The sequence below is a fragment of the Stenotrophomonas sp. Ste96 genome (genome assembly GCF_024519495.1).
Lineage (GTDB): Bacteria > Pseudomonadota > Gammaproteobacteria > Xanthomonadales > Xanthomonadaceae > Stenotrophomonas > Stenotrophomonas bentonitica_A.
The window spans coordinates 135,219-159,434 of sequence record NZ_JALJRX010000003.1 but is presented as its reverse complement, the minus strand read 5'-3'; the positions used below and the strand labels follow the sequence as shown (position 1 = coordinate 159,434).

Annotated in this window: 27 protein-coding genes and 1 riboswitch; of the genes, 13 read left to right on the top strand and 14 right to left on the bottom strand. The window is 67.5% G+C overall.

The features are described from left to right. Entirely contained in the window at positions 1 to 684 is a 684-nt protein-coding gene (bioD, locus tag OC373_RS10095; protein ID WP_261997644.1) for a dethiobiotin synthase, read from the bottom strand. Positions 685 to 803: 119 nt separating this feature from the next. Here bioD and OC373_RS10090 point away from each other — a divergent pair, with 119 nt between their 5' ends. Then, positions 804 to 1,286, top strand: a complete 483-nt coding sequence (locus tag OC373_RS10090) for a GAF domain-containing protein (RefSeq protein WP_046273812.1) — start codon at positions 804 to 806, stop codon at positions 1,284 to 1,286. After that, positions 1,283 to 1,654, top strand: a complete 372-nt coding sequence (locus OC373_RS10085) for a TfoX/Sxy family protein (RefSeq protein WP_070426546.1) — start codon at positions 1,283 to 1,285, stop codon at positions 1,652 to 1,654. The genes OC373_RS10090 and OC373_RS10085 overlap by 4 nt, the downstream gene beginning before the upstream one ends. 36 nt (positions 1,655 to 1,690) lie before the next feature. Here the strand turns inward: OC373_RS10085 and OC373_RS10080 are convergent, their stop codons facing one another. After that, positions 1,691 to 2,269: a histidine phosphatase family protein gene (locus OC373_RS10080; RefSeq protein WP_261997643.1), complete on the bottom strand. Its 579-nt coding sequence runs from the start codon at positions 2,267 to 2,269 to the stop codon at positions 1,691 to 1,693. Between the two features lie 152 nt (positions 2,270 to 2,421). After that, positions 2,422 to 2,654, top strand: a riboswitch (cobalamin riboswitch). 120 nt (positions 2,655 to 2,774) lie between these two features. Here OC373_RS10080 and btuB point away from each other — a divergent pair. Continuing rightward, positions 2,775 to 4,616: a TonB-dependent vitamin B12 receptor gene (gene btuB, locus OC373_RS10075; RefSeq protein WP_261997642.1), complete on the top strand. Its 1,842-nt coding sequence runs from the start codon at positions 2,775 to 2,777 to the stop codon at positions 4,614 to 4,616. 109 nt (positions 4,617 to 4,725) lie between these two features. On the opposite strand, the gene gph is transcribed toward btuB, so the two are convergent. Together gph and OC373_RS10065 are read right to left on the bottom strand one after the other, a co-directional pair. After that, a complete protein-coding gene (gph, locus tag OC373_RS10070) occupies positions 4,726 to 5,376 on the bottom strand; it encodes a phosphoglycolate phosphatase (RefSeq protein WP_261997641.1) in 651 nt (216 codons plus the stop codon). A gap of 84 nt (positions 5,377 to 5,460) precedes the next feature. Next, positions 5,461 to 6,363, bottom strand: a complete 903-nt coding sequence (locus OC373_RS10065) for a LysR family transcriptional regulator (protein WP_261997640.1) — start codon at positions 6,361 to 6,363, stop codon at positions 5,461 to 5,463. A gap of 96 nt (positions 6,364 to 6,459) precedes the next feature. On the opposite strand from OC373_RS10065, the gene OC373_RS10060 reads away from it, so the two are divergent. Next, entirely contained in the window at positions 6,460 to 7,098 is a 639-nt protein-coding gene (locus OC373_RS10060; protein ID WP_261997639.1) for an NAD(P)H-binding protein, read from the top strand. 116 nt (positions 7,099 to 7,214) lie between these two features. Further along, entirely contained in the window at positions 7,215 to 8,129 is a 915-nt protein-coding gene (locus tag OC373_RS10055) for an MBL fold metallo-hydrolase (protein ID WP_261997638.1), read from the top strand. 387 nt (positions 8,130 to 8,516) lie between these two features. Here the strand turns inward: OC373_RS10055 and dinB are convergent, their stop codons facing one another. After that, positions 8,517 to 9,599, bottom strand: a complete 1,083-nt coding sequence (dinB, locus tag OC373_RS10050) for a DNA polymerase IV (protein ID WP_261997637.1) — start codon at positions 9,597 to 9,599, stop codon at positions 8,517 to 8,519. 231 nt (positions 9,600 to 9,830) lie between these two features. Here dinB and fabA point away from each other — a divergent pair, with 231 nt between their 5' ends. Together fabA and fabB are read left to right on the top strand one after the other, a co-directional pair. Continuing rightward, positions 9,831 to 10,346: a 3-hydroxyacyl-[acyl-carrier-protein] dehydratase FabA gene (gene fabA, locus OC373_RS10045; RefSeq protein WP_019185765.1), complete on the top strand. Its 516-nt coding sequence runs from the start codon at positions 9,831 to 9,833 to the stop codon at positions 10,344 to 10,346. Further along, positions 10,346 to 11,554, top strand: coding sequence for a beta-ketoacyl-ACP synthase I (fabB, locus tag OC373_RS10040; RefSeq protein WP_019185764.1), 1,209 nt, complete (start codon positions 10,346 to 10,348; stop codon positions 11,552 to 11,554). Before fabA ends, fabB begins: the two co-directional genes overlap by 1 nt. Before the next feature lie 106 nt (positions 11,555 to 11,660). On the opposite strand, the gene OC373_RS10035 is transcribed toward fabB, so the two are convergent. The 3 genes from OC373_RS10035 to OC373_RS10025 are packed head-to-tail and all read right to left on the bottom strand — an operon-like array spanning position 11,661 to position 14,163. Continuing rightward, a complete protein-coding gene (locus tag OC373_RS10035) occupies positions 11,661 to 12,344 on the bottom strand; it encodes an HAD family phosphatase (protein WP_261997636.1) in 684 nt (227 codons plus the stop codon). Continuing rightward, complete coding sequence (locus OC373_RS10030; RefSeq protein WP_070426539.1) at positions 12,341 to 13,045, bottom strand: pseudouridine synthase; 705 nt, start codon at positions 13,043 to 13,045, stop codon at positions 12,341 to 12,343. Before OC373_RS10030 ends, OC373_RS10035 begins: the two co-directional genes overlap by 4 nt. Further along, a complete protein-coding gene (locus OC373_RS10025) occupies positions 13,042 to 14,163 on the bottom strand; it encodes a class I SAM-dependent methyltransferase (RefSeq protein ID WP_261997635.1) in 1,122 nt (373 codons plus the stop codon). Before OC373_RS10025 ends, OC373_RS10030 begins: the two co-directional genes overlap by 4 nt. Positions 14,164 to 14,305: 142 nt before the next feature. Between OC373_RS10025 and OC373_RS10020 the strand changes: the two genes are divergently transcribed. After that, complete coding sequence (locus OC373_RS10020) at positions 14,306 to 14,569, top strand: hypothetical protein (RefSeq protein WP_019185760.1); 264 nt, start codon at positions 14,306 to 14,308, stop codon at positions 14,567 to 14,569. Positions 14,570 to 14,597: 28 nt separating this feature from the next. On the opposite strand, the gene OC373_RS10015 is transcribed toward OC373_RS10020, so the two are convergent. Next, positions 14,598 to 14,888: a DUF3247 family protein gene (locus OC373_RS10015; RefSeq protein WP_046272912.1), complete on the bottom strand. Its 291-nt coding sequence runs from the start codon at positions 14,886 to 14,888 to the stop codon at positions 14,598 to 14,600. Positions 14,889 to 14,969: 81 nt separating this feature from the next. Beyond that, positions 14,970 to 16,955 carry an ATP-binding protein gene (locus tag OC373_RS10010; protein ID WP_261997634.1) on the bottom strand — a complete coding sequence of 662 codons (1,986 nt, stop codon included), beginning with the start codon at positions 16,953 to 16,955 and terminating at the stop codon, positions 14,970 to 14,972. Between the two features lie 232 nt (positions 16,956 to 17,187). Here OC373_RS10010 and OC373_RS10005 point away from each other — a divergent pair, with 232 nt between their 5' ends. Next, entirely contained in the window at positions 17,188 to 17,754 is a 567-nt protein-coding gene (locus tag OC373_RS10005; protein WP_070471638.1) for a DUF3016 domain-containing protein, read from the top strand. A gap of 75 nt (positions 17,755 to 17,829) precedes the next feature. On the opposite strand, the gene alr is transcribed toward OC373_RS10005, so the two are convergent. Together alr and OC373_RS09995 are read right to left on the bottom strand one after the other, a co-directional pair. Next, on the bottom strand, positions 17,830 to 18,903 hold the full coding sequence (alr, locus tag OC373_RS10000) for an alanine racemase (RefSeq protein ID WP_019185756.1): 1,074 nt from the start codon (positions 18,901 to 18,903) through the stop codon (positions 17,830 to 17,832). Next, entirely contained in the window at positions 18,882 to 20,192 is a 1,311-nt protein-coding gene (locus OC373_RS09995; RefSeq protein ID WP_070426536.1) for a D-amino acid dehydrogenase, read from the bottom strand. The genes alr and OC373_RS09995 overlap by 22 nt, the downstream gene beginning before the upstream one ends. A gap of 149 nt (positions 20,193 to 20,341) precedes the next feature. Between OC373_RS09995 and OC373_RS09990 the strand changes: the two genes are divergently transcribed. After that, positions 20,342 to 20,821 (top strand): Lrp/AsnC ligand binding domain-containing protein, encoded by a 480-nt coding sequence (locus OC373_RS09990; RefSeq protein WP_046272909.1) that lies wholly within the window; start codon positions 20,342 to 20,344, stop codon positions 20,819 to 20,821. 68 nt (positions 20,822 to 20,889) lie between these two features. Here OC373_RS09990 and OC373_RS09985 read toward each other — a convergent pair whose 3' ends face one another. Together OC373_RS09985 and OC373_RS09980 are read right to left on the bottom strand one after the other, a co-directional pair. Then, positions 20,890 to 21,060 carry a lana protein gene (locus OC373_RS09985; RefSeq protein WP_261997633.1) on the bottom strand — a complete coding sequence of 57 codons (171 nt, stop codon included), beginning with the start codon at positions 21,058 to 21,060 and terminating at the stop codon, positions 20,890 to 20,892. Positions 21,061 to 21,234: 174 nt separating this feature from the next. Then, complete coding sequence (locus OC373_RS09980) at positions 21,235 to 21,717, bottom strand: classical arabinogalactan protein 4 (RefSeq protein ID WP_261997632.1); 483 nt, start codon at positions 21,715 to 21,717, stop codon at positions 21,235 to 21,237. A 65-nt stretch (positions 21,718 to 21,782) separates the two neighbouring features. Between OC373_RS09980 and msrB the strand changes: the two genes are divergently transcribed. The 3 genes from msrB to motB all read left to right on the top strand — a co-directional run bounded on the left by msrB (position 21,783) and on the right by motB (position 24,153). Then, positions 21,783 to 22,250: a peptide-methionine (R)-S-oxide reductase MsrB gene (gene msrB / locus OC373_RS09975; RefSeq protein WP_019185751.1), complete on the top strand. Its 468-nt coding sequence runs from the start codon at positions 21,783 to 21,785 to the stop codon at positions 22,248 to 22,250. Between the two features lie 91 nt (positions 22,251 to 22,341). Then, entirely contained in the window at positions 22,342 to 23,196 is an 855-nt protein-coding gene (gene motA / locus OC373_RS09970; protein WP_019185750.1) for a flagellar motor stator protein MotA, read from the top strand. A gap of 9 nt (positions 23,197 to 23,205) precedes the next feature. Next, a complete protein-coding gene (gene motB, locus OC373_RS09965; RefSeq protein WP_046272907.1) occupies positions 23,206 to 24,153 on the top strand; it encodes a flagellar motor protein MotB in 948 nt (315 codons plus the stop codon). Positions 24,154 to 24,216: the final 63 nt, after the last annotated feature.

Genomic DNA, 24,216 nt, shown 5'->3' with positions numbered 1-24,216 from the left:
TCAGAACACCAGGCGGTCTGCCAGGCTCGCCGGATCCGCACCCGGCGCATACGGCAGGCGGCCCCAGCACGGCATCGGCAACCGCGCCTTGAGCAGCGCGACATTCTCATCGCGGCGCGCCATCGCCGGGTCCACCTCGTTGGCGATCCAACCGATGCAGTGCGCGCCGCGGGCCGTGATCGCCTCGGCGGTCAGCCGTGCGTGGTTGAGGCAACCCAGCCGCAGCCCGACCACCATCACCACCGGCAGCTTCAGCGCCTGCACCAGATCACTCTGGTCCAGCGCGGCCGACAGCGGCGCCAGCCAGCCGCCGACGCCCTCCACCACCACCGTGTCCGCGCTGGCACGCAGGCGCGCGAAGGCAGCTTCGATCGGCGCCAGCGACAGTTGCACGCCCGCTTCTGCCGCGGCGATCTCCGGCGCGAGCGGCTGCTCCAGCGCGAAGGGGTTCAGGTCGTCGTACCCGGGCGTCGGCACGCTGGCGGCCAGCAGGGCGGTGGCATCCTCGTTGCGCAGGCCCTGCGGGGTGCGCTCACAGCCGCTGGCGACCGGCTTCATGCCCACGGCCGTGCCGCCATGCCGGCGCAGGGCATGCAGCAGCACGCAGCTGCTGAAGGTCTTGCCGATGCCGGTATCGGTACCGGTGACGAACAGGGCGGCGGGCAACGGCGCAGGCAGGGACATGAAGGACGACCAGGGCTGGAAACGCGTCATTATCCGCCGTCCCGGCAGCGCCGCGGTGCGGTCTGCTGCGTTCCGCCGGCCCCGGCGCAGGCGGGCGTGCGGCTTGGTAGACTGCGGCCATGTTCGATACCTCCACGCTTACCGGCAGCAAGCCGGAACAGTACGGCCAGCTGCTGGCCCAGGCCCGTGCCCTGGTGCATGGCGAGCGCGACCGCATCGCCAATGCGGCCAACCTGTCGGCGCTGGTCTACCACGCCCTGCCGCACCTGAACTGGGTCGGCTTCTACTTCTTCGATGGCAAGGAGCTGGTCGTCGGCCCGTTCCAGGGCCTGCCCGCCTGCGTGCGCATTCCGCTCGACAAGGGCGTGTGTGGCGCCGCCGCCTCGCAGCGGGTTACCCAGCGCATCGAAGACGTGGACGCCTTCCCGGGCCACATCGCCTGCGACTCGGCCTCGCGCTCGGAGCTGGTGGTGCCGCTGGTCCACAACGGCAACCTGGTCGGTGTATTCGATCTGGACAGCCCGTCGCTGGCGCGCTTCGACGCAGAGGACCAGGCCGGCCTTGAAGCGATCGCCGCCGTGTTCGTCGAGGCCCTGGGATGAGTGGCGCCAAGCTGCGCAACATCGGCCCGAAGAGCGCAGCATGGCTGCGCCAGGTCGGTCTGCGTACGCCGGAAGACCTGGTGGCGGTCGGCGCCGTGGGTGCCTTCGTCAAGGTGCGCCGTGCCGGCTTCAAGCCGAGCCTGAACCTGCTCTATTCGCTGGAAGGCGCGCTGCAGGACTGCCACTGGCAGGAACTGCCGGAAGCACGCCGCACCGTGCTGGTGGCCGAGTACGAGGCCATCATCGCCGAGCAGCCGCTGAAGAAGGCGCCGCCCGCGTCCGGCCCGGTCTACGACCGCACGGTCGAGCATCGCGACGATGAGGGCGATGAGGCACCGCCGTTCGAGAGCGACGACGAGCCTCGCTGATCCGCACGGACCGACGCATCGTCGGTCCTGCGCGCTTCATACCTGCTGCAGTTCCAGCAGCTCGCCCCAGAGTTGATCGTCTTCGCGCTCCACGCGCAGCCGCAGCCGCGTGCCGTGGTCGATGCGCAGCGCCCAGCACATCGCCATCGGCAACCCGCAGGCCTGCGACAGCACCATGCGCAGCGGCCCGCCATGACTGACGATCAGGGTCGGCACCGGGTCCGGATCATCCAGCAGCCGATGCAGCCCACGCGCGATGCGGCGCTCGAAGTGGCCCCAGCTTTCCCCGTGCGGCGGCGGGTTGGCGTGCGGGTCCAGATGGAACGCCGACAGCGCGTCCATCGGCAGCGCCTCCAGCGCGACACCATCCCAGTCGCCGAAATCCAGCTCTTCCCATTCCTCGTCAGTGTCCACCCCCCGCCCGAGCGGGGCCGCCAGCGCTTCGGCGGTGCGCACGGCGCGCTGCCGTGGCGAGCACAGCACGCGCTCCCAGGACAGCGCCGCGTAGCGCGCGCACAGCGCGTCGGTGGCGCCCTCATGCAGCGGTGGATCGGTACGGCCATCGAGATGGTCGTCGCGGCCGGTGCTGGCGTGGCGGATCAGGTCGAGGATCATGCCGGCCCCCCTCTGCTGCCCGCTGCGGCCGGCCGGTGAGGATCACGGGCGTCGGTACCGGGGTGCTGCAACCACGTCGGGGTCATGGAGATCACATCGAAAAAGCGAGGCGCATTCTAACCGGTGCGCTCCACCGGCCCGGCCGATGGCTTAGACTGCGCCCACTTTCAGGTGACCCGGGGCTGCAATGCCGCCGGGTTGAAACGGGAAGCCGGTGACGCGTCAGGCCTCGTGCCCCGCCGCCACTCCGGCGCTGCCCCCGCAACGGTAAGCGAGGAAACACCAGGCAACACGCCACTGTGCTCCGGCATGGGAAGGCGCCTGGCACGATGGCACGGCCATCGACCCGCGAGCCCGGAGACCGGCCTGGAAGACGACTGGTTGCGATGCGGCGGGCATGGCGGCGGCAAGCAGGCGCCTGCGCGTCCGCCCACCGTCGAACTCCCTGCAGCGCGATCATCCCCACCCCTTGCCGCGCGGGCGTGCGCGGTGCATGGAGTCATCGATGAAGCTGCAGATCCAAGTCCTTTCCCTGGCCGTGTTGTCGGCCCTGCCCCTGCTGGCGTCGGCCCAGGACGAGGCGACCGCGCTGGACCAGGTACTGGTCACCGCCACCCGCACCCCGATCGCCCTGCAGGACAGCATCTCGCCGGCCCAGGTGATCGACCGCGCCGAGATCGAGCGCAGCCAGGCACCGTCGCTGCAGGACCTGCTGCGCGGCCGGGCCGGCATCAACCTCAACAACAGCGGTGGCCTGGGCAAGCAGAGCTCGCTGTTCCTGCGCGGCACCAACTCGGCCCACACCCTGGTGCTGATCGACGGCGTGCGCATCAACACCGGTGACCTCGGCCTGGCCATGATCCAGGACCTTCCGCTGGCGCAGATCGAGCGCATCGAGATCGTGCGTGGCCCGCAGTCCAGCCTGTACGGCGCCGACGCGATCGGTGGCGTGATCCAGATCTTCACCCGCCGCAATGCCGGCCAGTTCGCCCCGCACCTGCAGCTCGGCGGCGGCAGCAACGGCCTGCGCGAGGCCAGCGGTGGCTTCGGTGGCAGTGGCGAGCGTGGCTGGTTCGGCACCGACATCGCCTACCAGCACACCGACGGCATCAACGCCTGCCGCGGCTCCGTCTCGCCGTTCGCCGGCTGTGGCGCCAATGAGCCCGACCGCGATGGCTACCGCAACCTGTCGATGAGCCTGCGCGGCGGCTATGCGCTGACCGATACGCTGAGCCTGGAAGGCACCGCGCTGCGCGCCGAAGGCGAGAACCACTACGACGGCTACTACAACTACTCCGAGACCCTGCAGCAGGTGCTCGGTGGCAAGCTGCGCTACACGCCCAGCGCGCGCTTCAACCTGACCGTCAATGTCGGCCGGGCCGACAACGAATCGGACAACTTCAACGGTGATACCTGGCTGGGCAACGCGCAGACCCACCGTGACAGCGCCTCGGTGCAGGCCGATATCGGCATCGCCGATGGCCAGCTGCTGAGCGCCGGCGTGGACTGGAGCCAGGACAACCTGGACGGCAGCAGCGCCGGCTATCTGGTCGACAGCCGCGACAACACCGGCGTGTTCGTGCAGTACCAGGGCCGCTTCGGCGCGCACCACCTGCAGGCCAGCGTGCGCAACGACGACAACGAGCAGTTCGGCAACCACACCACCGGCAGCCTCGGCTGGGGCCTGGAGCTGGGCGGCGGCTTCCGCCTCAACGCCAGCTACGGCACCGCGTTCAAGGCCCCGACCTTCAGCGACCTCTACGACCCGTGGAGCGGCGTGCCGACCCTGGACCCGGAAAAATCCAAGAGCGCGAACGTCGGCATTGCCCAGCAGGGCGACGGCTGGCGCTGGGGCCTGGACGTGTACGAAACGCGCATCGATGACCTGATCACGTACGACGCGACGACCTTCATGATGTCGCAGGTCGAGAAGGCCCGCATCCGCGGCGCCGAATTGACCGGTGCGATCACCGTGGCCGGGTTCGACCTCAATGCACAGCTCAGCCACACCGACCCGCGCAACCGTACCGACGGCAGCGCGCAGTTCGACAACTGGCTGGCCCGCCGCGCCCAGAACACCGCGCGCCTGGACGTAGATCGCCGCTTCGGTGACTTCCGCGCCGGCCTCACCGCCAACGGCGCCGGCAAGCGTTACGACGATGCGGCCAACACCGTGCGCCTGGGTGGCTATGGCACCGTGGACCTGCGCCTGGAATACGCGCTGAGCCGCGACTGGTCGGTACTGGGCCGCGTCAGCAATGTGTTCGACCGCGATTACGAAACCGTTGCCTGGTACAACCAGCCGGGCCGCGAGTACCGCCTGAGCGTGCGTTACCAGCCGAAATAAGCGCACGGGACGGCGGCACCGCTGCCGTCCCACCCTCGGCAGCTGCCGACCATTGGTCGGCACAACCATTGACCCTGGTAGGTGCCGACCGTTGGTCGGCACACGCGCATTAGAGCGCCAGCAGTTCCCGCAGATCGTCCATCACGGCCACCGCCGCGACGTTGTTTAGATCGAGCCCGCGCGGATACCCATAGCGCACCAGCGCCACCGGCATGCCTGCATCCACCGCGGCGCGGTAATCGGTGATCGAATCGCCCACCATCAGGGCCGCCTCGACGGCCACCTCGAAGTGCGCCGCGATATGCCGCAACGGCGCACCACTGGGCTTGCGTTCCGGCAGCGAATCTCCGCCCAGCACCAGCGCGAACTGATCCTGCAACCCGAAATGCTGCAGCAACGGCGCCACCAGCGCCGACGGCTTGTTGGTGCAGATCGCCAGCGTCACCGCGCGTTCGCGCAATGCGGCCAACGTGTCGGTCACACCATCAAACAGACGTGGGCTGCGCAACAGGCACGCCTCGTAGTGCCGCATGAAACCGGGCATCACCTTGTCCAGATCGACGGCGCTGCCAGCCGCATCGAATGCCTGCTCCACCAACCGGCGCACACCATCGCCGATCCAGGTCAGCACGGTGGCCTCGGGCACGCGCGGCAACTGCCAGTCCTGCAGCGTGCGGTTCAACGCCTCGGCGATATCGGCTGCGCTGTCCACCAGCGTGCCATCCAGATCGAACACCACCAACGGATACGGGTAAGACAAGGCAATGCTCACTTCCACAGCAGGGAAGGGCCATTGTACGGAGGCGCGTGTGTGATGCCGATGCACGCCCGGGTAGCGCCGCGCTTACAGCTGCGCCAGGAATTCCGTGCTGGCAAAACGTTCCACCAGGAAATCCAGGAAGCTGCGCATGATTGTCGGCAGCTGCCGGCGTGACGCATATACCGCGTGGATGCCCAAGCCTTCCACTTCGTAATCAGGCAGCACCTCGATCAGCTCGCCACTGCGGAGCAACGGGGCGATCTGGTACGTCGGCAACATCGCGATGCCGGCGCCGGCACGCACCGCTTCGAGCAGCAGCGACGCTTCATTGGCACTGATGTTGCCGCCCACCGCCACCGCGATCTTCCGTCCGTCACGTTGCAGGTGCCACACGCTCTTGCCGACATAGTGGTGCGTCAGGCAGTTGTGCGCGGCCAGTGCGTCGGCGGTGGTCGGCGTGCCGTGCTCGGTCAGGTACGACGGCGCCGCGCACAGCACCGAACGGCACGGCGCCAACGGCCGCGCGATCAGACTCGGATCGATCGCGCGCGAAATGCGCACCGCGATGTCCACGCGCTCTTCGACCAGATTCACCACCCTATCCACCAGCAGCAGTTCCACGCGCGTGAGCGGATGCCGCTTGACGAACGCCGCCACCGCCGCCGCCAGGTGGATCTGCCCGAAGGAGACACTCGCGGTGACCCGCAGCAGCCCGTGCGGCTCGGGGTTGTCCGCGGCCAGCTCACCGCGCAGCTCATCGCCGATCGCCAGCATCTGCCGGAACCGCAGCAGCGCGGCTTCGCCAGGGCCGGTCAAACTGATCCGGCGCGTGGTCCGGTGCAGCAGCCGCGCGCCCAGCCAGCGCTCCACCTCGGCCAGATAACGGGTCACCATCGCCCGCGACATCTCCAGTGCCTCGGCCGCTGCGGTCAGGCTGCCGCGCTCGGCGACCTCGACGAACACGTTCATGGCGGTCATCCGGTCCATTTGATCGATCCGTGCAACAAATTAGGCCGTTATACGTGGTTTTTCGTTCGATTCCAGAGGCATACGCTGGCCTTCCTTCCTAAACGGACCTCCCCCATGAAAATCGCGCTTGTTGGTGCCACCGGCAACATCGGCCGTGAAATCGCCCGCCAGGCCCTCGCCCGCGGCCACCAGGTCACCGCCATCGTGCGCCGCGAGACCGACCTGCCGGCCGAACTGGAGGGCGCCCAGCTGGCCGTCGCCGCGCTGGACGATACCGATGCCCTGGCAGCCGTGATCGCCGGCCACGACGTGCTGGCCAGCGCCTTCGGCCCGCGCCCGGGTGATGCGCCGAGCACCGTGACCACCACCAGCGCCGCGCTGGTCAAGGCAGCCCGCCAGGCCGGCGTACCGCGCTTCATCATGGTCGGCGGTGCCGGCAGCCTGGAAGTCGCCCCGGGTGTGCAACTGGTGGACACCGAGGGCTTCCCGGATGCCTACAAGCCGGTCGCCCTGGCCGCGCGCGAGACGCTGAAGCAGCTGCAGGCCGTCGACGACCTGGACTGGACCTTCTACTCGCCCGCCGCCGAGATCGGCCCCGGCCCGCAGCGCGGCGGCTTCCGCACCCAGGCGACGAATTTCCTGGTCGGTGCCGACGGCCACAGCCGGATCAGCTACGCCGACTACGCCGACGCCTTCGTCAGCGAGATCGAAACCCCGCAGTACGTGCGGCAGATCGCCACGGTTGCGTACTGACCAGGCCGCCGATGTGAAGCAGCCGACCAACGGTCGGCTCTACCGGCCCCGGGGTCATGTCGGGGCCGTATCGCCCCGGGGTGATGCCGGGGCCGCACTGCACAGGACTTCTTGAAATGCCGAACGTTTCCCGCACCACCCTGTCCCTGGCGTTGGCGCTCGGTACCGCGCTCGCCGTCAGCCCACCGGCCATCAGCCACGCCGCTGCGGCCACCGCCGAAGCCCACGCGCTGCAGGTGCAGCCCTACCACCCCGGCGACAAGGCGCTGTTTTCGGTCGCCTCCACCCTGATCACCGGCCGACACGACGCCATCCTGGTCGACGCCCAGTTCGCCGCATCCGACGCCGCCCAGCTGGTGCAGCGCATCCGCGCCTCGGGCAAACGGCTGACCACGATCTACATCAGCCACGGCGACCCCGACTGCTACTTCGGCCTGGCCACCCTGCAGGACGCCTTCCCCGACGCCCAAGTCCTCGCCACCCCCGCAACCGTTGCCCACATCAACGCCACCCAGGCCGCCAAACTCGCGTACTGGGGCCCGCAGATGGGTGCAGGCAAACCCACCCGCATCGTCATCCCCAACACCCTCGACGGCGACACCCTCACCCTCGAAGGCCAACCGATCAGGATCATCGGCCTCACCGGTCCCACCCCGGACCGCACCGTTCTGTGGATCCCCGCCCTGCGCACCATCCTCGGCGGCATCCCGATCGTCGCCGGCGAACACGTCTGGATGGCCGACACCCAAAGCGCCCAATCGCACGCGCACTGGCTGCAGACACTGGCCACCCTCAAAGCCCTGAAGCCGACGCGCGTCATCCCGGGCCACTACGCAACGGGTGCCGCCCTGGACATCAGCGCCGTGGATTTCACCGCCGACTACATCCGCGCCTTCGACGAAGAAACGGCACGCAGCAACGACGCCAACGCACTGATTGCCGCGATGAAAAAACGCTATCCGACCCTGGCGGGCGAGAGCTCGCTGGAACTGAGCGCAAAAGTAGCCAAGGGTGAAATGCAGTGGCCGTAAGGGCGCATTCGTAGAAGCCCAACGTCATTGCGCACATTGAAAAGCGCGACGCGTTTCCTTTCTGCGCACCGACCCAGTGTCGGAGGGACGGCGCGGGTGGGGTATCGGGACCGTGTGTTGCCATGGATGGCAACACACGAGCTTACATGGCTGAAGGCGCATTGCTTGCGAGGCACTGCCTCGCATGCGACTGAACGCACAGCCGCCAGCGGCTGGGCCGGGCCGCGGAGCGGGACTTGCAGCGGGTCCCGCTACCCCACCCGCGTCGTCCCAAACCCTCATCACCCGAACACCAGCGCATCCGCCGTTGACGTTGGCGTTGGCGTTAGCGTTAGCGTTGGGGTCAACGCTGATATCGATCTTGAAAAAGGCCAAAAAAACGACCAACTACACATCGCCCAGATGATCAAACAACCCCGGCTGGCGCACCACCTCCCGCTCCCGGAATCCCCCCAACCCCACCCCCACCAACCGATACCGCGTCTCCAGCGGCAGCTCCACCCGCGCCCGCAACCCCAGCGCAATATCCCGCAGTTCCTCCATCGAATCCGGCGGCGACTCCGGCGTGAAACTGCGCGTAATGATCCGGAACTGCGAGGTCTTCAACTTCAACACCACCGTATGCCCCACCCGGTCGGTCTTGCGCGTCGCCTGCCACGTCTTCTCCGCCAACTGCACGATCGCCGGCGCCAGATCCTCCAGCAGCAGATCCTCCGCGAACGTGTCTTCCGACGAAATCGACTGCACCGGCTGATCCGGCTCCACCGGTCGCTCATCGATGCCGCGCGCACGATTGAACAAGCGCCCGCCGAACGTACCGAACCGCGCCTCCAGTTCCTCCAGCGGCAGCGAACGCAGATCGCCCACCGTGGCGATGCCCAGCTCGGCCAGCTTGGCCGCCATCACCTTGCCCACGCCCGGCACGCGGTTCACCGGCAACGGCGTCAGGAACTGCTCGATGCGATGCGGCGGCACCACGAACTGCCCATCCGGCTTGCGCCAATCCGAGGCGATCTTGGCCAGGAACTTGTTCGGCGCGATCCCCGCCGACGCCGTCAGCTGCGTCTCCTCGCGGATCTGCGCGCGGATGATCTGCGCGATCTCCGTTGCCACCGTCATCCCGCCCTTGTGCTCGGTCACATCCAGATACGCCTCATCCAGCGAGAGCGGTTCCACCAGCTCCGTATGCCGCAGGAAAATCTCGCGCACATGACGTGACACCGCCTTGTAGCGCACGAAATCCGGGGGCACGAACACCGCATCCGGACACAGCCGCTCGGCGCGTACCGCGGGCATCGCCGAGCGCACGCCGAACACGCGCGCTTCGTAGGAGGCCGCGCACACCACCGAGCGCATGCCGCGCCACGCCACCACCACCGGTTTGCCCCGCAACGAGGGATCGTCGCGCTGCTCCACGGACGCGTAAAACGCATCCATGTCGACGTGAATGATCTTGCGGGGGCGGGACACGGTCGTCGGTACTCGAATTCAGATGAACAAGATTACAGCCACACGCCGCAGTATGGTTGTTGGATAACAACAACATGCGTTTTTGAACCTGAAAACACTACGGCGGCGTACGGTTAAAACGTTTGATTGAATCACTTTTTCTCATGCACTCTTGAGCACTTGCTTCATGCAAGAGCAGTCGACCTGTGGTCGGCTCACCCCGACGACAACTTCTTCAGGATTGCGTTTTCCATGACTCGTCTCAACGCGTTCTCGCGCGACCAGCTGCTGGCCAGCGCCCGCGGTGAACTGTTCGGCCCGGGCAGCGGTCGCCTGCCCAATGATCCGATGCTGATGTTCGATCGCATCACCGATATCCGCGAGGACGGCGGCCCGCACGGCAAAGGCATGGTACGCGCCGAACTGGATATCCGCCCTGACCTGTGGTTCTTCGACTGCCATTTCCTCGGCGACCCGGTCATGCCCGGCTGCCTCGGCCTGGATGCCATGTGGCAGCTGACCGGCTTCTTCCTGACCTGGATCGGTGCGCCCGGCCGTGGCCGCGCCCTGGGTTGCGGTGAAGTGAAGTTCACCGGGCAGGTGCTGCCGAACGCCAAGCTGGTCACTTACGAAATCGATATCTCGCGCGTCATCAACCGCAAGCTGGTGATGGCCCAGTCCGACGCCCGCATGCTCGTCGATGGCCGCGAAATCTACGCTGCCAAAGACCTGCGTGTAGGTCTGTTCACTTCCACTGAGAACTTCTGATGCGTCGCGTCGTCATTACCGGAATGGGCATCACCTCGTGCCTGGGCAACGATCTGGACACCGTGTCCTCGGCACTGCGTGAAGGCCGCGCCGGCATCCGTCACCTGCCCGACCACGCCGAAGCCGGCCTGCGCAGCCACGTCGGCGGCAACATCGAACTGGACCTGGATGCGCAGATCGACCGCAAGGTGAAGCGCTTCATGAGCGATGCCTCGGCCTACGCCTACATCGCCATGCGCGACGCCATCGCCGATGCCGGCCTGGACGAGGCGCAGGTCGCCAACCCGCGTACCGGCCTGATCGCCGGCTCCGGTGGCGGCTCCAGCCAGTGGCAGGTGGAATCGGCCGATATCCTGCGCGCCCGTGGCGTGCGCAAGGTCGGCCCGTACATGGTGCCGCGCACGATGTGCTCCACCGTGTCGGCCTGCCTGGCCACCGCGTTCCAGATCAAGGGCCTGAGCTACTCGCTGTCGGCCGCCTGCGCTACCTCGGCGCACTGCATCGGCGCCGCCGCCGACCTGATCCGCCACGGCGCACAGGACGTGATGTTCGCCGGTGGTGGTGAAGACCTGCACTGGTCGATGAGCGTGATGTTCGATGCGATGGGCGCGCTGTCGACCCGTTTCAACGAGACCCCGGCCTCGGCGTCGCGCCCGTACGACAAGGACCGCGACGGCTTCGTCATCGCCGGTGGCGGCGGCATGCTGGTGCTGGAAGACTACGACCACGCCGTGGCCCGTGGCGCGCGCATCTACGCCGAACTGGTCGGCTACGGCGTCACCTCCGACGGTGCCGACATGGTCGCCCCGTCCGGTGAAGGCGCGGTGCGCTGCATGAACATGGCGATGGAGCACCTCACCGGCCCGATCGACTACCTCAACACGCATGGCACCTCGACCCCGCTGGGCGATGTCACCGAGCTGAAGGCGGTCCGTGAAGTGTTCGGCGAGACCATCCCGCCGCTGTCCTCGACCAAGGCGCTGTCCGGCCACTCGCTGGGCGCAGCAAGCGTGCACGAAGCGATCTACTGCCTGCTGATGATGCGTGACGGCTTCATCGCCGGCTCGGCCAACATCGGCGAGCTGGACCCGCTGGTGGAAGGCTTCCCGATCGTGCGCGAGACGCAGCCGGCACAGCTGAACACCGTGATGTCCAACAGCTTCGGCTTTGGTGGCACGAACGCAGCGCTGGTGTTCAGCCGCATCTGATTGCAGCGGCGACGTACACGAAAAAGCCCGGCCATGTGCCGGGCTTTTTTATGCCGGTGTATCGGCGAGCCGAGCCCCGCTGCCGCTGGCAGGCCGTTGGGCAAACTCAAGGAGGAGGCAACAACGGCATCAACAACGCCCGCGCATCCAGCAGCGAACCCACGATGCGATGCCCCAGTGCACGCAGTTCCTCATCCGGGTGCACCAGGTCCGGCACCTGGATCGCGGTCATGCCCGCACCCACCGCCGCGCGGATGCCGGCCGGGGAATCTTCCAGCGCCAGGCAGCGCGCCGGGTCCTTGCCCAGCTTCTGCGCCGCGAGCAGGTAGATGTCCGGCGCCGGCTTGGGACGCGACACGTCACTGCTGGTCACCACCACCTCGAAGAACGGCAGCAGGCCGGCGGCGGCCAACTTGCGCGAGGCGCGCGGCTGGCGCGTGGAGGTTGCGACCGCGCGCGGCACACGGTGATCGTGCAGCAGCTGCAGGATCTCCAGGATGCCCGGGCGCAGCGGCAGGCCCTGCTGCGTGCGCGCTTCATACAGGTCATGGCAGCGCGCGAACAGCGCAGCGACCTGCTCGGCATTCACCGTCTGCAGCAGCAGGCACTCGCAGTCGCGGTCACCCAGGCCCACCATGCGCAGCCAGAACCCCTCCGGGAACGGCAGCGCCAGTTCCTGCGCCGCCTGCGACCAGCACGCGATCGAGACCCGCTCGCTGTCGATCATCAGGCCGTCCATGTCGAAGATGACGGCGTCGGGCAGGAACGGCAGCGCGGCAAAAGCACTCATGGGACGTTGAACAGTGTCTCGAGATCGGCGGCATCGAGCATGCGCCACTCGCCTTCCGGCAGATCGCCCAGCGAGAGCCCGCCGATGCGGCTGCGGTGCAGCGCCTCGACGTGGTTGCCGACCGCCGCGAACATCCGGCGCGCCTGGTGGTAGCGGCCCTCGTGCAGGACCAGCTGCGCCTGGCGCGGGCCGTTCACGTGCAGCTCGGCCGGCAGCAACGGCTTGTCGTCCGCTTCCAGCAGCAGCCCGCCGCTGGCGAAACGCGCGGTTTCATCGCCGCGCAGGTCCTCGGCCAGGGTGACCTCGTAGGCCTTGTCCAGGCGCGACTTCGGCGACACGATCCGGTGCAGCAGCGCGCCGTCATCGGTCATCAGCAGCAGGCCGCTGGTGTCGCGGTCCAGGCGGCCCACCGAGGACAGCACCGGCGCACGCTCGCGGTAACGCGGCGGCAGCAGGTCGTAGATCAGCCGGCCTTTGTCCTTGGTGGAACAGGTGTAACCGCGCGGCTTGTGCAGCATCAGGGTCAGCCCCTGCGGCGGATCCAGCGGCTCGCCCTCGACCCGGATCGCCTCATGCGCGACCGCGTCGTCGGCGTACAGCACCTCGCCGTCGGCATCGGTGATCAGGCCAGCGCGGAACATCCCCTGCACCTGCTTGCGGCTGCCATAGCCCAGGTTGGCCAACAGCTTGACCAGCTTCATGCGCGGCCTCCGCGGCCCCACTTCGGCTCGGTGCTGCGCGGGGCACGGGCCGGGGTCGCGCCCTTGCTCGCCTTGGTCGCTTCGATCAGCTTGAAGCCATCGCGCTCGGCGGCCACGCGGACCTGGCCGAAGCTTTCGTTGAGGATCTGCTCGTACGGCAGATGGCGGTTGGCCACCAGCCACATCCGCCCGCCCGGGCGCAGCGCCTGCGCGGCCACGGCGATGAAGCGCTGGCCGATGTCAGGACGGTCGGCGCGCGAGGGCGTGTGGAACGGCGGGTTGGTCACGATGAAGTCGTACTCGCCCTCGATCCCGGCGGTGACGTCCTGCCAGTGGAAGCCCAGCGCCGCCGGCTTGCCCAGCGCGGCAAGGTTCTCGCGGGCCAGGGCCAGGGCGCGGCCTTCGGCCTCGTACAGGTCCAGCGCGCTCACGTTCGGGCAGCGGGCCAGCACTTCAGCGGAGAGGTAGCCGAAGCCGGCCCCCAGGTCAGCGCCACGGCCGGCCAGGTCGGCCGGCAGCTGCTCCACCAGCAGCGCCGAGGCCGGGTCGATGCGGTCCCAGGCGAAGATGCCGGGGCGGCTCTGGAAGCGGCCGCCCAGGATCGCGCGCGGCGCGTCCAGCGACGCCCAGCGCTGCGCCAGCGCGGCGTCGTGCTGGCCATTGAGCGGCGCAGTCCAGTAGGCGCGGCAGTGGTTCTTGGTCAGCTTGCCGCCCAGGCCGGCCAACTGCTGCAGGTCGCCTTCGCCGGAGCGGGCACCTTCGTTGTTGTGCTGGCAGGCCACCACGATGCCGCCGGGCGCGGCCAGCGCCAGCGCACGGGCGAACAGGGCCTTGGCCTCCTCGCGCTGGCGCGGCGGCAGGACCAGCACCACGGCGTAGCGGGTGGCGTCGCTGGCCAGCTGCTGCTCGTCGCGTACGGTCCAGCCACTGGCTTCCAGCGCATCGGCGAACGGGCGGAAGCTCTGCTCGCAGACCAGCTGGGCCGGCTGGGCGTGCTCGCGCAGCGGCGCGCCGTCGCGGGCGCGCAGGAACAGCACGGGGCCGGCCGGCCAGGACAGTGCGCCACTGGCGAAGGGCAGGAACAGGGTTTCCAGGGGAGCGTCGTGCTGGGCAGCCATGCGGGGGCACATCTTGAAAAGAGGCCGCCATTCTACCGGTTCGCCCCGCCGGACCCGGATTTGCGTTTATTCAACGTCCTGTTGATGCCCTGACAACATCCAAACCGGCAGGGTGGAGCCTCACTTCCCGTGGAGATGGCTCATGCGTGCATTGTTCGTCGGTGGCGTAGTCGACAACAGCGAAATGGACATGGAGGGCAGCCAACCACCGGTGCATTACCCCGAAGACACCGGCGGCGGCCATTCGCGCTACCGCCTGCACCAGATCGGGAAGACCTCCGATGGCAACGTAGCCTATGCGGTCTATGGGGCGCCGGACATGGCCGATGAAGAGGTGGCGCGGATCGCCGATGAGCGCGCCTACGCGCGTCGCTTCGAAGCCGAGCCCAGCGAATTCACCCACTGAGCCGGCGCCGAGGCACTGCCCGCCGCGATCACTCGCGGTAGGGCAGCTGCCGGATGGCCCTGATCTGATCGAGCCAGATGAGGTGCTGCTGGACCGGCGTATCCAGATCGTCCAATCGCAGCTGGCCGTTGCTGCCTTCATGTTCGTCGGCATCGCGGTACTGCTGCAGCGTCGGCTGCACTGCCACGGTGCCCAGCAGGCGGCTGCCGTCATCAAGCGTGAGCTCGACCTGGGTCTGGCCGTGCAGCTGCGGCAGCAGCGCTTCCAGGGCCGCGATGGCGGCCGGATCGGTGTGGATGCGGGGGGCGTAACGTGACATGGCAACTCCTGTGGCGTACGCCCTCAGTGTGCCCGCCGCGGCGTCAACACATTGCCAACGGCTGCCGGCAGCGGCGCCGGCTCAGCGGCTGGCGAGTACGCCACGCACCGCGGCCACCAGCTGGGCAACCGAATAGGGCTTGGCCACGTGCTCCTGGAAGCCTGACGCCAATGCGCGCTTGCGGTCGTCCGCACGTGCCAGCGCCGTCACCGCCACCGCCGGCAACGCCTCTGGCTCGACGCCCATGTTGTCGCGCAATGTGCGTACTAGGCCGTACCCATCCATGCCCGGCATGCCGATGTCGGTCAGCAGGGCATCGATACCGCTGTGGCCGTTTTCGTTGAGCAGTGCCAGCGCTTCGCCGGCAGAGGACGCCGTGGTGACCGAAGCGCCCTGCTCTTCCAACAGCCGCCGCAGGTACTCCAGCACTTCGGGCTGGTCTTCCACAGCCAGCAGGTGCAGGCCCTTGAGCGGATACGGCTCGATGATCTGTTCGGTGATCGGCCCGCTGAACACTTCGCGCAGCGGGCGGCCATCGGCCTGCGGCTGATAGCGCGGCAGGCGCACGTTGAAGCTGGCACCCTGGCCGTGGCCTTCGCTACTGGCCGCAACCACGCCACCATGCAGTTCCACCAGCTGCTGGACGATCGCCAGCCCCAGCCCCAGGCCCCCATGGCGACGCGTGGTGGTGCCGTCGGCCTGGCGGAAGCGGCTGAACAGATGGCGCAGGAACTCCGGCGCGATGCCGTCGCCGGAGTCGGTCACGGTGATCGACCAGTGCCCGCCATCGGCGGCCAGGGTGAGCACCACGCGCCCTTCGGCCGGGGTGAATTTGATGGCGTTGGACAGCAGGTTCCACAGCACCTGCTGCAGGCGCGTGGCATCGCCGAGCACCAGGCACGGCTCGTCGGGCATCACCAGTTCCATCGAAAGCGCTTTGCCTTCGGCGACCAGCTCCTGTGCACGCATGGCCTCTTCCAGCTGCGCACGCAGATCCAGCATTTCCACTTCCAGCTGGACCTTGCCCAGCAGCATGCTGCTCAGGTCCAGCATGTCCGAGATCAGCCGCTTCTGCGCCATCGCACTGTTGGCGATCACGCCCAGCCCCTTGTACATCGGGCTGGTGTTGTCGATGCGCTGCAGCAGCAGTTCGCTCCAGCCCAGGATGGTGGTGAGCGGGGTGCGCAGCTCGTGCGAAAGCGTGGCCAGGAACTCATCCTTCAGCCGCGCCATGTTCTCGGCGGCGCTGCGCGCGGCACGCTCGGACTGCAGCAGTTCTTCGCGCGCCATTTCGATTTCGCGACGCTCGGTCACGTCCGGGCTGCTGCCGGCCAAGCCGATGAAACGGCCCATCCTGGAAAAGCGGGGCCGCGCGTTCATTTCCAGCCAGCGCCATTGGCCATCGGCGCGACGGCCGCGCACCAGCGCATGCATCGAGCGCTGCGACTTCAGTGCCTCCTGCAGTTCGTAATCGAACACCGAGGCATCGTCGGGATGCACCAGGCCACGCCACACATCGTCCGGTACGCGCTGCTCGTCACCGCCGAAGAACTCGCTGAAGGCACTGTTGACGAAGCGCGAATGCCCGCGCTCATCCAGGACCCACACCGGCATCGGCAGGCCATCGGCCAGCGCACTGAAGCGCGCCTCGCTTTCGGCCAGCTCCACCTCGATGTGCTTGCGGTTGGTGATGTCGAAGAACACCACGGCCACCAGATGCTCGTCCGGTTCGCCAACGCTGACCGCCTCGACCGAGTACCACCGGTTCAGCGCGCGTGCTTCCATCTCGAACTGCCGGGCCTGGCCGCTCCGCGCCACCTCGCCATAGGTGCGGTACCAGTCCGTCTCATGGCCGGGCTGCAGGCTGGTCATCCGCTGCCCGCAGACATTGTTCAAGCCGGTATTGCGCGAAAACGCCTCGTTGACCTCCACGAACCGGTAATCCACGCCCACCCCGGCATCGTCGAAGATCACCTCGATGATGCAGAACCCCGCATTCAGGCGCTCAAGGACCGTGCGATACAGGGCCGGATCCGGCGATGAAGCCAGGAAAGAGGCGCGTTCCAACGTCGAAGTGGGCAGGCTGGGCAAGGGCTTCAATGAGGCAACTGGCGAAACAGAGGAGGACAGGATCGGCCAACGCGCGTATTCGCAGCGTCAAGCGCCGGGGGTCTGGGGCGGGCCTGGGTGAATTGGCGCCAACCGCAGACGCGGAGCATACACGCGTGGATTGTCCGCCACCCGGATCGGGATCACACTGGTACCTGATCCCACTTGTGATCGCGACCCAGGCATTGTCATGAACCGCACCTCCCTGATCGCCGGGGCCCTGGCCGGGCTGCTGCTCATCGGCAGCGCCGCGGCCGCCCCGCGTACCGTGACCGACCCGCAGGCCCCGCGCGCGCTCAAGACCGAAGGCCCTGTCCAGGTGACCTGGACCGACCCGGCACAGTTCACCGAGATCCGGCTGAGCAACAACCGCTTCGAGGCCGAACGCGGCGACTGGGTGCAGCAACTGGCCAAGTATGTGCAGACCACGGCCAGCAAGGCGCTGCAGCCCGGCCAGACGCTGCAGGTCACCTTTACCGATATCAAGCGCGCCGGCGATTACGAGCCCTGGCATGGCCCTCGCGCCAACGACATCCGGGTGATGCGCGATATCTACCCCCCGCGCGTGACCCTCACCTACACCCTGAAGGATGCGCAGGGCCAGGTGATCAGCGAAGGGGAACGCAAGCTGCAGGACACCGGCTACCTGCACAATATCGGGCGACAGAGCGACACCGACCCGCTGCGCTATGAGAAGCGCCTGCTGGATGACTGGATCCGGCGCGACCTGCGCAACGAGGCCACGGCCAGCACCTGAGCCCTTGGGCCCACATGAGAAAGGCGGCGCATCAGCGCCGCCTTTTTTCATGCACGCGGTATCGCCGGTGGCGGTTCAGACGTCGACGTACTCGCGCACGACCCGCTTCACCCCACACGGCAGCTGGTAAGCACTGACCCCGCACAGCGGTGCCAGCGCCTCGATGCGGGGGGCATCGCCCCACAGCGTCACCGTGCTGCCGATGCCGGCCTGCGGCAGGTGGGTCAGGTCCACCGTGAGCATGTCCATCGAGACCCGGCCGATCACGATGCCCGGCTGATCGTCGATCCGCACCGGGGTGCCGTTCGGCGCGAACTGCGGGTAACCGTCGGCGTAACCGAGCGCAACCACGCCAACCCGGGTCGGGCGCTGCGCGACGAAGCGCGCGCCGTAACCGACCGGCTCGCCCACCGCGATGTCACGGACGGCGAAGATCTTCGAACGCATGCTCATCACCGGCCGCAGGCGCCCGGTCAGCGCGGTATGCGCCGGCATCGGGTTGATCCCGTACAGCATCAGGCCCGGGCGCACCCAGTCGCTGCGTACGTCCGGCCACCCCAGCAGCGCTGGCGAGTTGCACAGGCTGGTCTGCCCGGCCAAGCCGTCGATGGTGGCCGCGAAGACGTCGGCCTGCTCGCGGGTGCGCGGGCTGTCCAGTTCGTCGGCCCGCGCCATGTGGGTCATCAGCACCATCGGCCCGACATGCGCCAGCGCGCTCAACGTGGCGTGCGCGGCACGGAACTCGTCCGGCCACAGGCCCAGGCGATGCATGCCGCTGTCCAGCTTCAACCACACGTTGAGCGTGGCGGTGGTCTGGAACGCGGCCACCGCCTCGACCTGCCACGGCGCGCCGACCGCGAACCACAGGTCGTGCTGCACGATCAGCGGCAACTCACTGGCGTCGAAGAAGCCTTCCAGCAGCAGGATCGGGCCGGTGATGCCGGCCGCGCGCAGCTCCAGTGCTTCCTCGATGCAGGCCACGCCAAAGGCATCGGCCTCGGCCTGCAGCGCCCGGGCGCAGCGCACCGCGCCGTGCCCGTAGGCGTCGGCCTTGATCACCGCAACGGCCTTGCCGCCCCCCAGTTCGCGCGCCAGCCGGTAATTGCTGCGCAGCGCGTCCAGATCAATCAACGCACGGGCTGGGCGCATGAACTCGGCTCACGGTGACGGACAGAGGCGGCGTGGTGGGTGTAACGGAAAATATCCAGGCCTTCGGTGCTGATCTGCGGCTGGCGGGCATCCATCAGGTCGGCCAGGTAGCGGCCGGAGCCGCACGCCATGGTCCAGCCCAGGGTGCCGTGGCCGGTATTGAGGAACAGGTTGCGGTACGGCGTGGCACCGACCACCGGGGTGCCGTCCGGCGTGGCCGGGCGCAGGCCGGTCCAGAACTCGGCGCGCGAGAGATCGCCGCCCTCCGGATACAGATCACGCACCACTTTCTCCAGCGTGGCGCGGCGGCGCGGCGAGAGCGACAGGTCGAACCCGCCCACCTCGGCCATGCCACCGACGCGGATGCGATCGTCGAAACGGGTCACGGCCACCTTGTAGCTTTCATCCAGGATGGTCGAGGTCGGCGCCATTGCCGGATCGGTGATCGGCAGCGTCAGCGAGTAGCCCTTGAGCGGGTACACCGGCAGCTGCATGCCCAGCGGTGCGACCAGCGACGGCGAGTAACTGCCCAGCGCGACCACGTAGTGATCGGCGGTTTCCAGCTTGCCATCGATGCGCACGCCAGTGATGCGGTCGCCATCGCTGTGCAGGCCGGCGATATCCTGGTCGAAACGGAATTCGACCCCGGCATCGACGCACATCTGGGCCAGGCGACGGGTGAACAGCTGGCAATCACCGGTCTGGTCGCGCGGCAGGCGCAACGCGCCGACCAGCTTGTCGGCCACGCCGGCCAGCGCCGGCTCATGGGCGATGATGCCCGCGCGGTCGAGCACCTGGTACGGCACGCCGTACTGGGCCAGCACTTCGATGTCCTGCGCGGAGGCATCCAGCTGCTGCTGGGTGCGGAACAACTGGGTGGTGCCCAGGTCGCGGCCCTCGAATTCGATGCCGGTCTCGCGGCGCAGCTCGTTGAGGCAGTCGCGGCTGTACTCGGACATGCGCACCATGCGCGCCTTGTTGATCGCGTAGCGCTCGTGCGTGCAGTTGCGCAGCATCTGCGCCAGCCAGCGGTACTGGTGCCAGTCCAGGCCCGGGCGGATCGCCAGCGGCGCATGCTCGGAGAACAGCCATTTGACCGCTTTGAGCGGCACGCCGGGGGCGGCCCACGGCGAGGTATAGCCGAACGACAGCTGGCCTGCGTTGGCGAAACTGGTTTCCAGCGCCGGACCGGGCTGGCGGTCGACGACCGTGACTTCAAACCCGGCCTGCCGCAGGTACCAGGCACTGGTCGTGCCGATCACACCGCTGCCAAGGACTAGAACGCGCATGACACCTCTCCAACCCGATCATTCCCTGCGCAGGAACACGCCGGGACCATAATTGAGGAAGTATAGTCAGCCACAACCAATCAATTCGCCTGTTTTTCCTGTATCAGGCAGGATATTGTCCCGCCAACATCCTCGAGAGGCTGACGCCGATGGCCACGCGTGCCCGTGAACTGGACAAGATCGACCGCAAGATCCTGCGCATCCTGCAGGCCGAGGGTCGCATTTCCTTCACCGAACTGGGCGAGCGGGTCGGGCTGTCGACCACGCCCTGCACCGAGCGCGTGCGGCGGCTGGAGCGCGACGGCGCGATCACCGGCTATTACGCCAAGCTGGATCCGCATTACCTCAAGGCCAGCCTGCTGGTGTTCGTGGAGATCAGCCTGGCCTACAAATCCGGCGATATCTTCGAGGAGTTCCGGCGCGCGGCGCTGAAGCTGCCCAACGTGCTGGAGTGCCACCTGGTGTCGGGCGATTTCGACTATCTGCTCAAGGCACGCATCAGTGAGATGGCCTCTTACCGCAAGCTGCTCGGCAGCACGTTGCTGACCTTGCCGCACGTGCGTGAATCCAAGAGCTACATCGTGATGGAAGAGGTCAAGGAAACCCTGACCCTGCCGATCCCGGATTGATGCCGGCCCGATAACGCAGAAAGGCGGCGCGCGTGTGCGCACCGCCTTCGTTCATTGCGTCAAGCGCATCAGCGCTGCTGCTTCTGGTCCTGGTGCTTCTGGTCCTGCTGCTTGCCGCCCTTCTGACTCTGCTGGTCCCACTGCTGCTGGTTCTGCTGGCCGGGCTTCTGGTTCTGCTGCTGACTGCCCTGCTGCTCCTGCGGCGATTTGCCGGGACTGCGGTTCTGCTGGTTAGCCATGATTGCACTCTTCTCGAAAAACCTCGGGGGATGCGCTGGGTTGCGGCGCGGGTACAGGGTCCCGCCGATCCGGTTAATCACAGGCGAAAAAACAGTGAGGTGGTGCGTTGACGGCGATGACTGCGGGCAGCCCGATGTAAACCATTCATGCTCCGCGGCCCAGCGCCGCAGCCCTCACGGTTTTATCTGCTGGCCATCGCCACTGGGCACCGCGTCGTAGTAACGCCCCGTACGGGTATCGAGCACGCGGTTGGGGCCCACTTGCTTGACCCCCGGAATGATCCGGCCGTTCCGGTCGTAGACCTTGCTCTGCACGGCAGGCCCCTGCATCGGCGCCGGCTGCGACGGGCCTTTGCTCTGGATCGGGTGCGTGCGCAGCTGCTGTTGGGTCTGCGAGGACGATTTCACCGGCGCCATCTGCCCGGACAGGCTGTCGGCCGGGGCCGGCTGCGCGGGGATCGGCAGGGGCGCGGGGGTCGGCGGCGGGGCCACGACCGGGCGGGTCGCGGTGGGGCTGGGTGGCGGCCCGATCTGCGCGGCCGCGCCCAATGGGAGCAACGCCAGCAGGGCAGCGGCAAGGCGGCGTGGGCGGTACATGGTGATCTCCCGGCGGCGGTTCAGGTCTTCACCATGCACCTGCACGGGTATCAGCACCATGAACGCCGGCTTGTACCTTGAGAGGCAAGAGCCCAATCTAACTGCCATGCCAATAGGGAACCTTTATGACGGCTTTTGACCTGTCCCCACCTACCGACGCCCAGCGCCAAGCCCTGGTGGCCGGCCTCAGCGCCGATGAGCAGCGTGTCCTGCTGCACCACGGCACCGAGGCGCCGTTCTGCGGGGTGTTCCTGGACAACAAGCAGGACGGGGTCTACGGCTGCCGGTTGTGCGGCCTGCCGCTGTTCCGCTCCAGCACCAAATTCGACTCCGGCACCGGCTGGCCGAGCTTCTTTGCCCCCTTCGATCCGGCCCATGTCCGCGAGATCCGCGATGCCAGCCATGGCATGGTCCGCACCGAAATCGTCTGTGCACGGTGTGACAGCCATCTCGGCCATGTCTTCCCCGATGGCCCGCCGCCGACCCATGAACGCCACTGCCTGAACTCGGTCTCGTTGTCGTTCACCCCCAATGGGCAGGCCTATCCGGACCCGCTGCAACGCGGTGGTGCCGAGGCTGGCCCGGCAGGCTGAATCCGGGAAAGTGTGACGTCGAGCGAACGCCCCCCTTCAGAAAGGGTGTGAAGGGGCCGACATGGAGGTATCCCCTTCCCGCGTCGGCCCCATGCTCATTATCGTTGGACTTCTCGTCGTCATCCTCAGCGTGCTCGGCGGTTACGTCGGGGCGCACGGCAAACTCGGCGCGCTGTGGCAGCCCTATGAACTGGTGATCATCGGCGGTGCGGCGCTGGGTGCATTCCTGGTCGGCACACCGGTCAAAACCGTGAAGCAGACCCTGGCGGCCACCGTGGGCGTGTTCAAGGGGCCACGCTACAAGCAGCAGGACTACATCGACGTCCTCAGCCTGCTCTATGAGCTGCTCAACAAGGCCCGCCGCGAAGGATTCATGGCGCTGGAAGACCACGTCGAGCGCCCGGCCGAAAGCAGCATCTTCGCCAACTACCCCAAGGTGCAGGCCGACCACCACCTGGTCGATTTCATCACCGACTGCCTGCGCCTGATGATCGGCAGCAACATCGAGCCGCACGAGCTGGAGCCGCTGCTGGAGCTGGAACTGGAGAAGCACCATGGCGAGGCGATGCAGCCGGCCGCAGTGCTCAACAAGGTCGCCGACGGCCTGCCCGGCTTCGGCATCGTCGCCGCGGTGCTGGGCATCGTGATCACCATGGGCTCGATCGGCGGGGAAATCACGGAAGTCGGCGCGCACGTCGCCGGCGCCCTGGTCGGCACCTTCCTGGGCATCCTGCTGGCCTATGGCTTCGTCGGCCCGCTGGCCTCGGCCGTGGAAGCGCGCGCCGAACAGGACGCACGCATCTACGAATCGGTCAAGACCGCCCTGCTGGCCTGCCTGCGCGGCTACAACCCGAAGATCGCCCTGGAATTCGCCCGCAAGACCCTGCCGTCCAACGTGCGCCCGGGCTTCAGCGAGTTCGAACAGCACCTCAAGACGGTCAAGTAAGGCAGCGCCATGGCCGAGACCAAACCCACCGTCATCGTCCGCCGGGTCAAGAAGGCCGGTCATGCCGCGCACCATGGCGGTGCCTGGAAAGTGGCCTACGCCGACTTCGTGACCGCGATGATGGCCTTCTTCCTGGTGCTGTGGCTGATGGCCGCCACCAGCAAGCCCGAGCGCGCGGCGATTTCCGAATACTTCCGCAACCCCAGCCCGCTGGCCGGCAGCAGCTCCACCCCGGCCCCGGGCATGGCCGGACCGGGCGGCGCCAGCACCTCGATGATCAAGCTGGGCGGCGCCACCGACATCTCGCGCGGCAACAGCAACGATCCCTTCCAGAACCAGCAGGCCTCCCGGCCCGTGCCGCAGCAGGACGAGCGCGAGCGCGAGAAACGCCAGCTTGAAGCGCTCAAGCAGGAGCTGGAAGAAGCGATCAGCAAGAGCCAGGCGCTGGAACCGTTCAAGGATCAGCTGCTGCTCGACCTCACTCCGGAGGGGCTGCGCATCCAGATCGTGGACAAGCAGAACCGGCCGATGTTCGACATGGGCAGTGCCTCGCTCAAGCCCTACACGCGCGCGATCCTTCGCGAGCTGTCGCAGTTCATCAACCACGTGCCGAACCGGATCAGCATCACCGGCCATACCGACACCACCGCCTACAACGCGGCCCACGGCTACAGCAACTGGGAGCTCAGCGCCGACCGCGCCAATGCCGCCCGGCGGGCGCTGCTTGATGGCGGCATGACCGAGGACAAGGTGACCCGGGTGGTCGGGCTGTCCTCCTCGGTGCTGTTCGACCGCACGCAGCCGGACAACCCCATCAACCGCCGGATCAGCATCGTGGTGATGACCAAGGCAGCCGAAGCGGCGGCGTTGGCCGGCGCCGGGCAGGAAGTGGCCCTGTCGCCCACCGCTGCCGACGCCGATATCCAGGCGACGCTCGCGCCGGCTGTCGCGCCCTGAGGGGCGCGACGAAGGCGGCAACAGAGGGAATTCAGGGAATCCGTGGAGCCGGCCAGCGGCCGG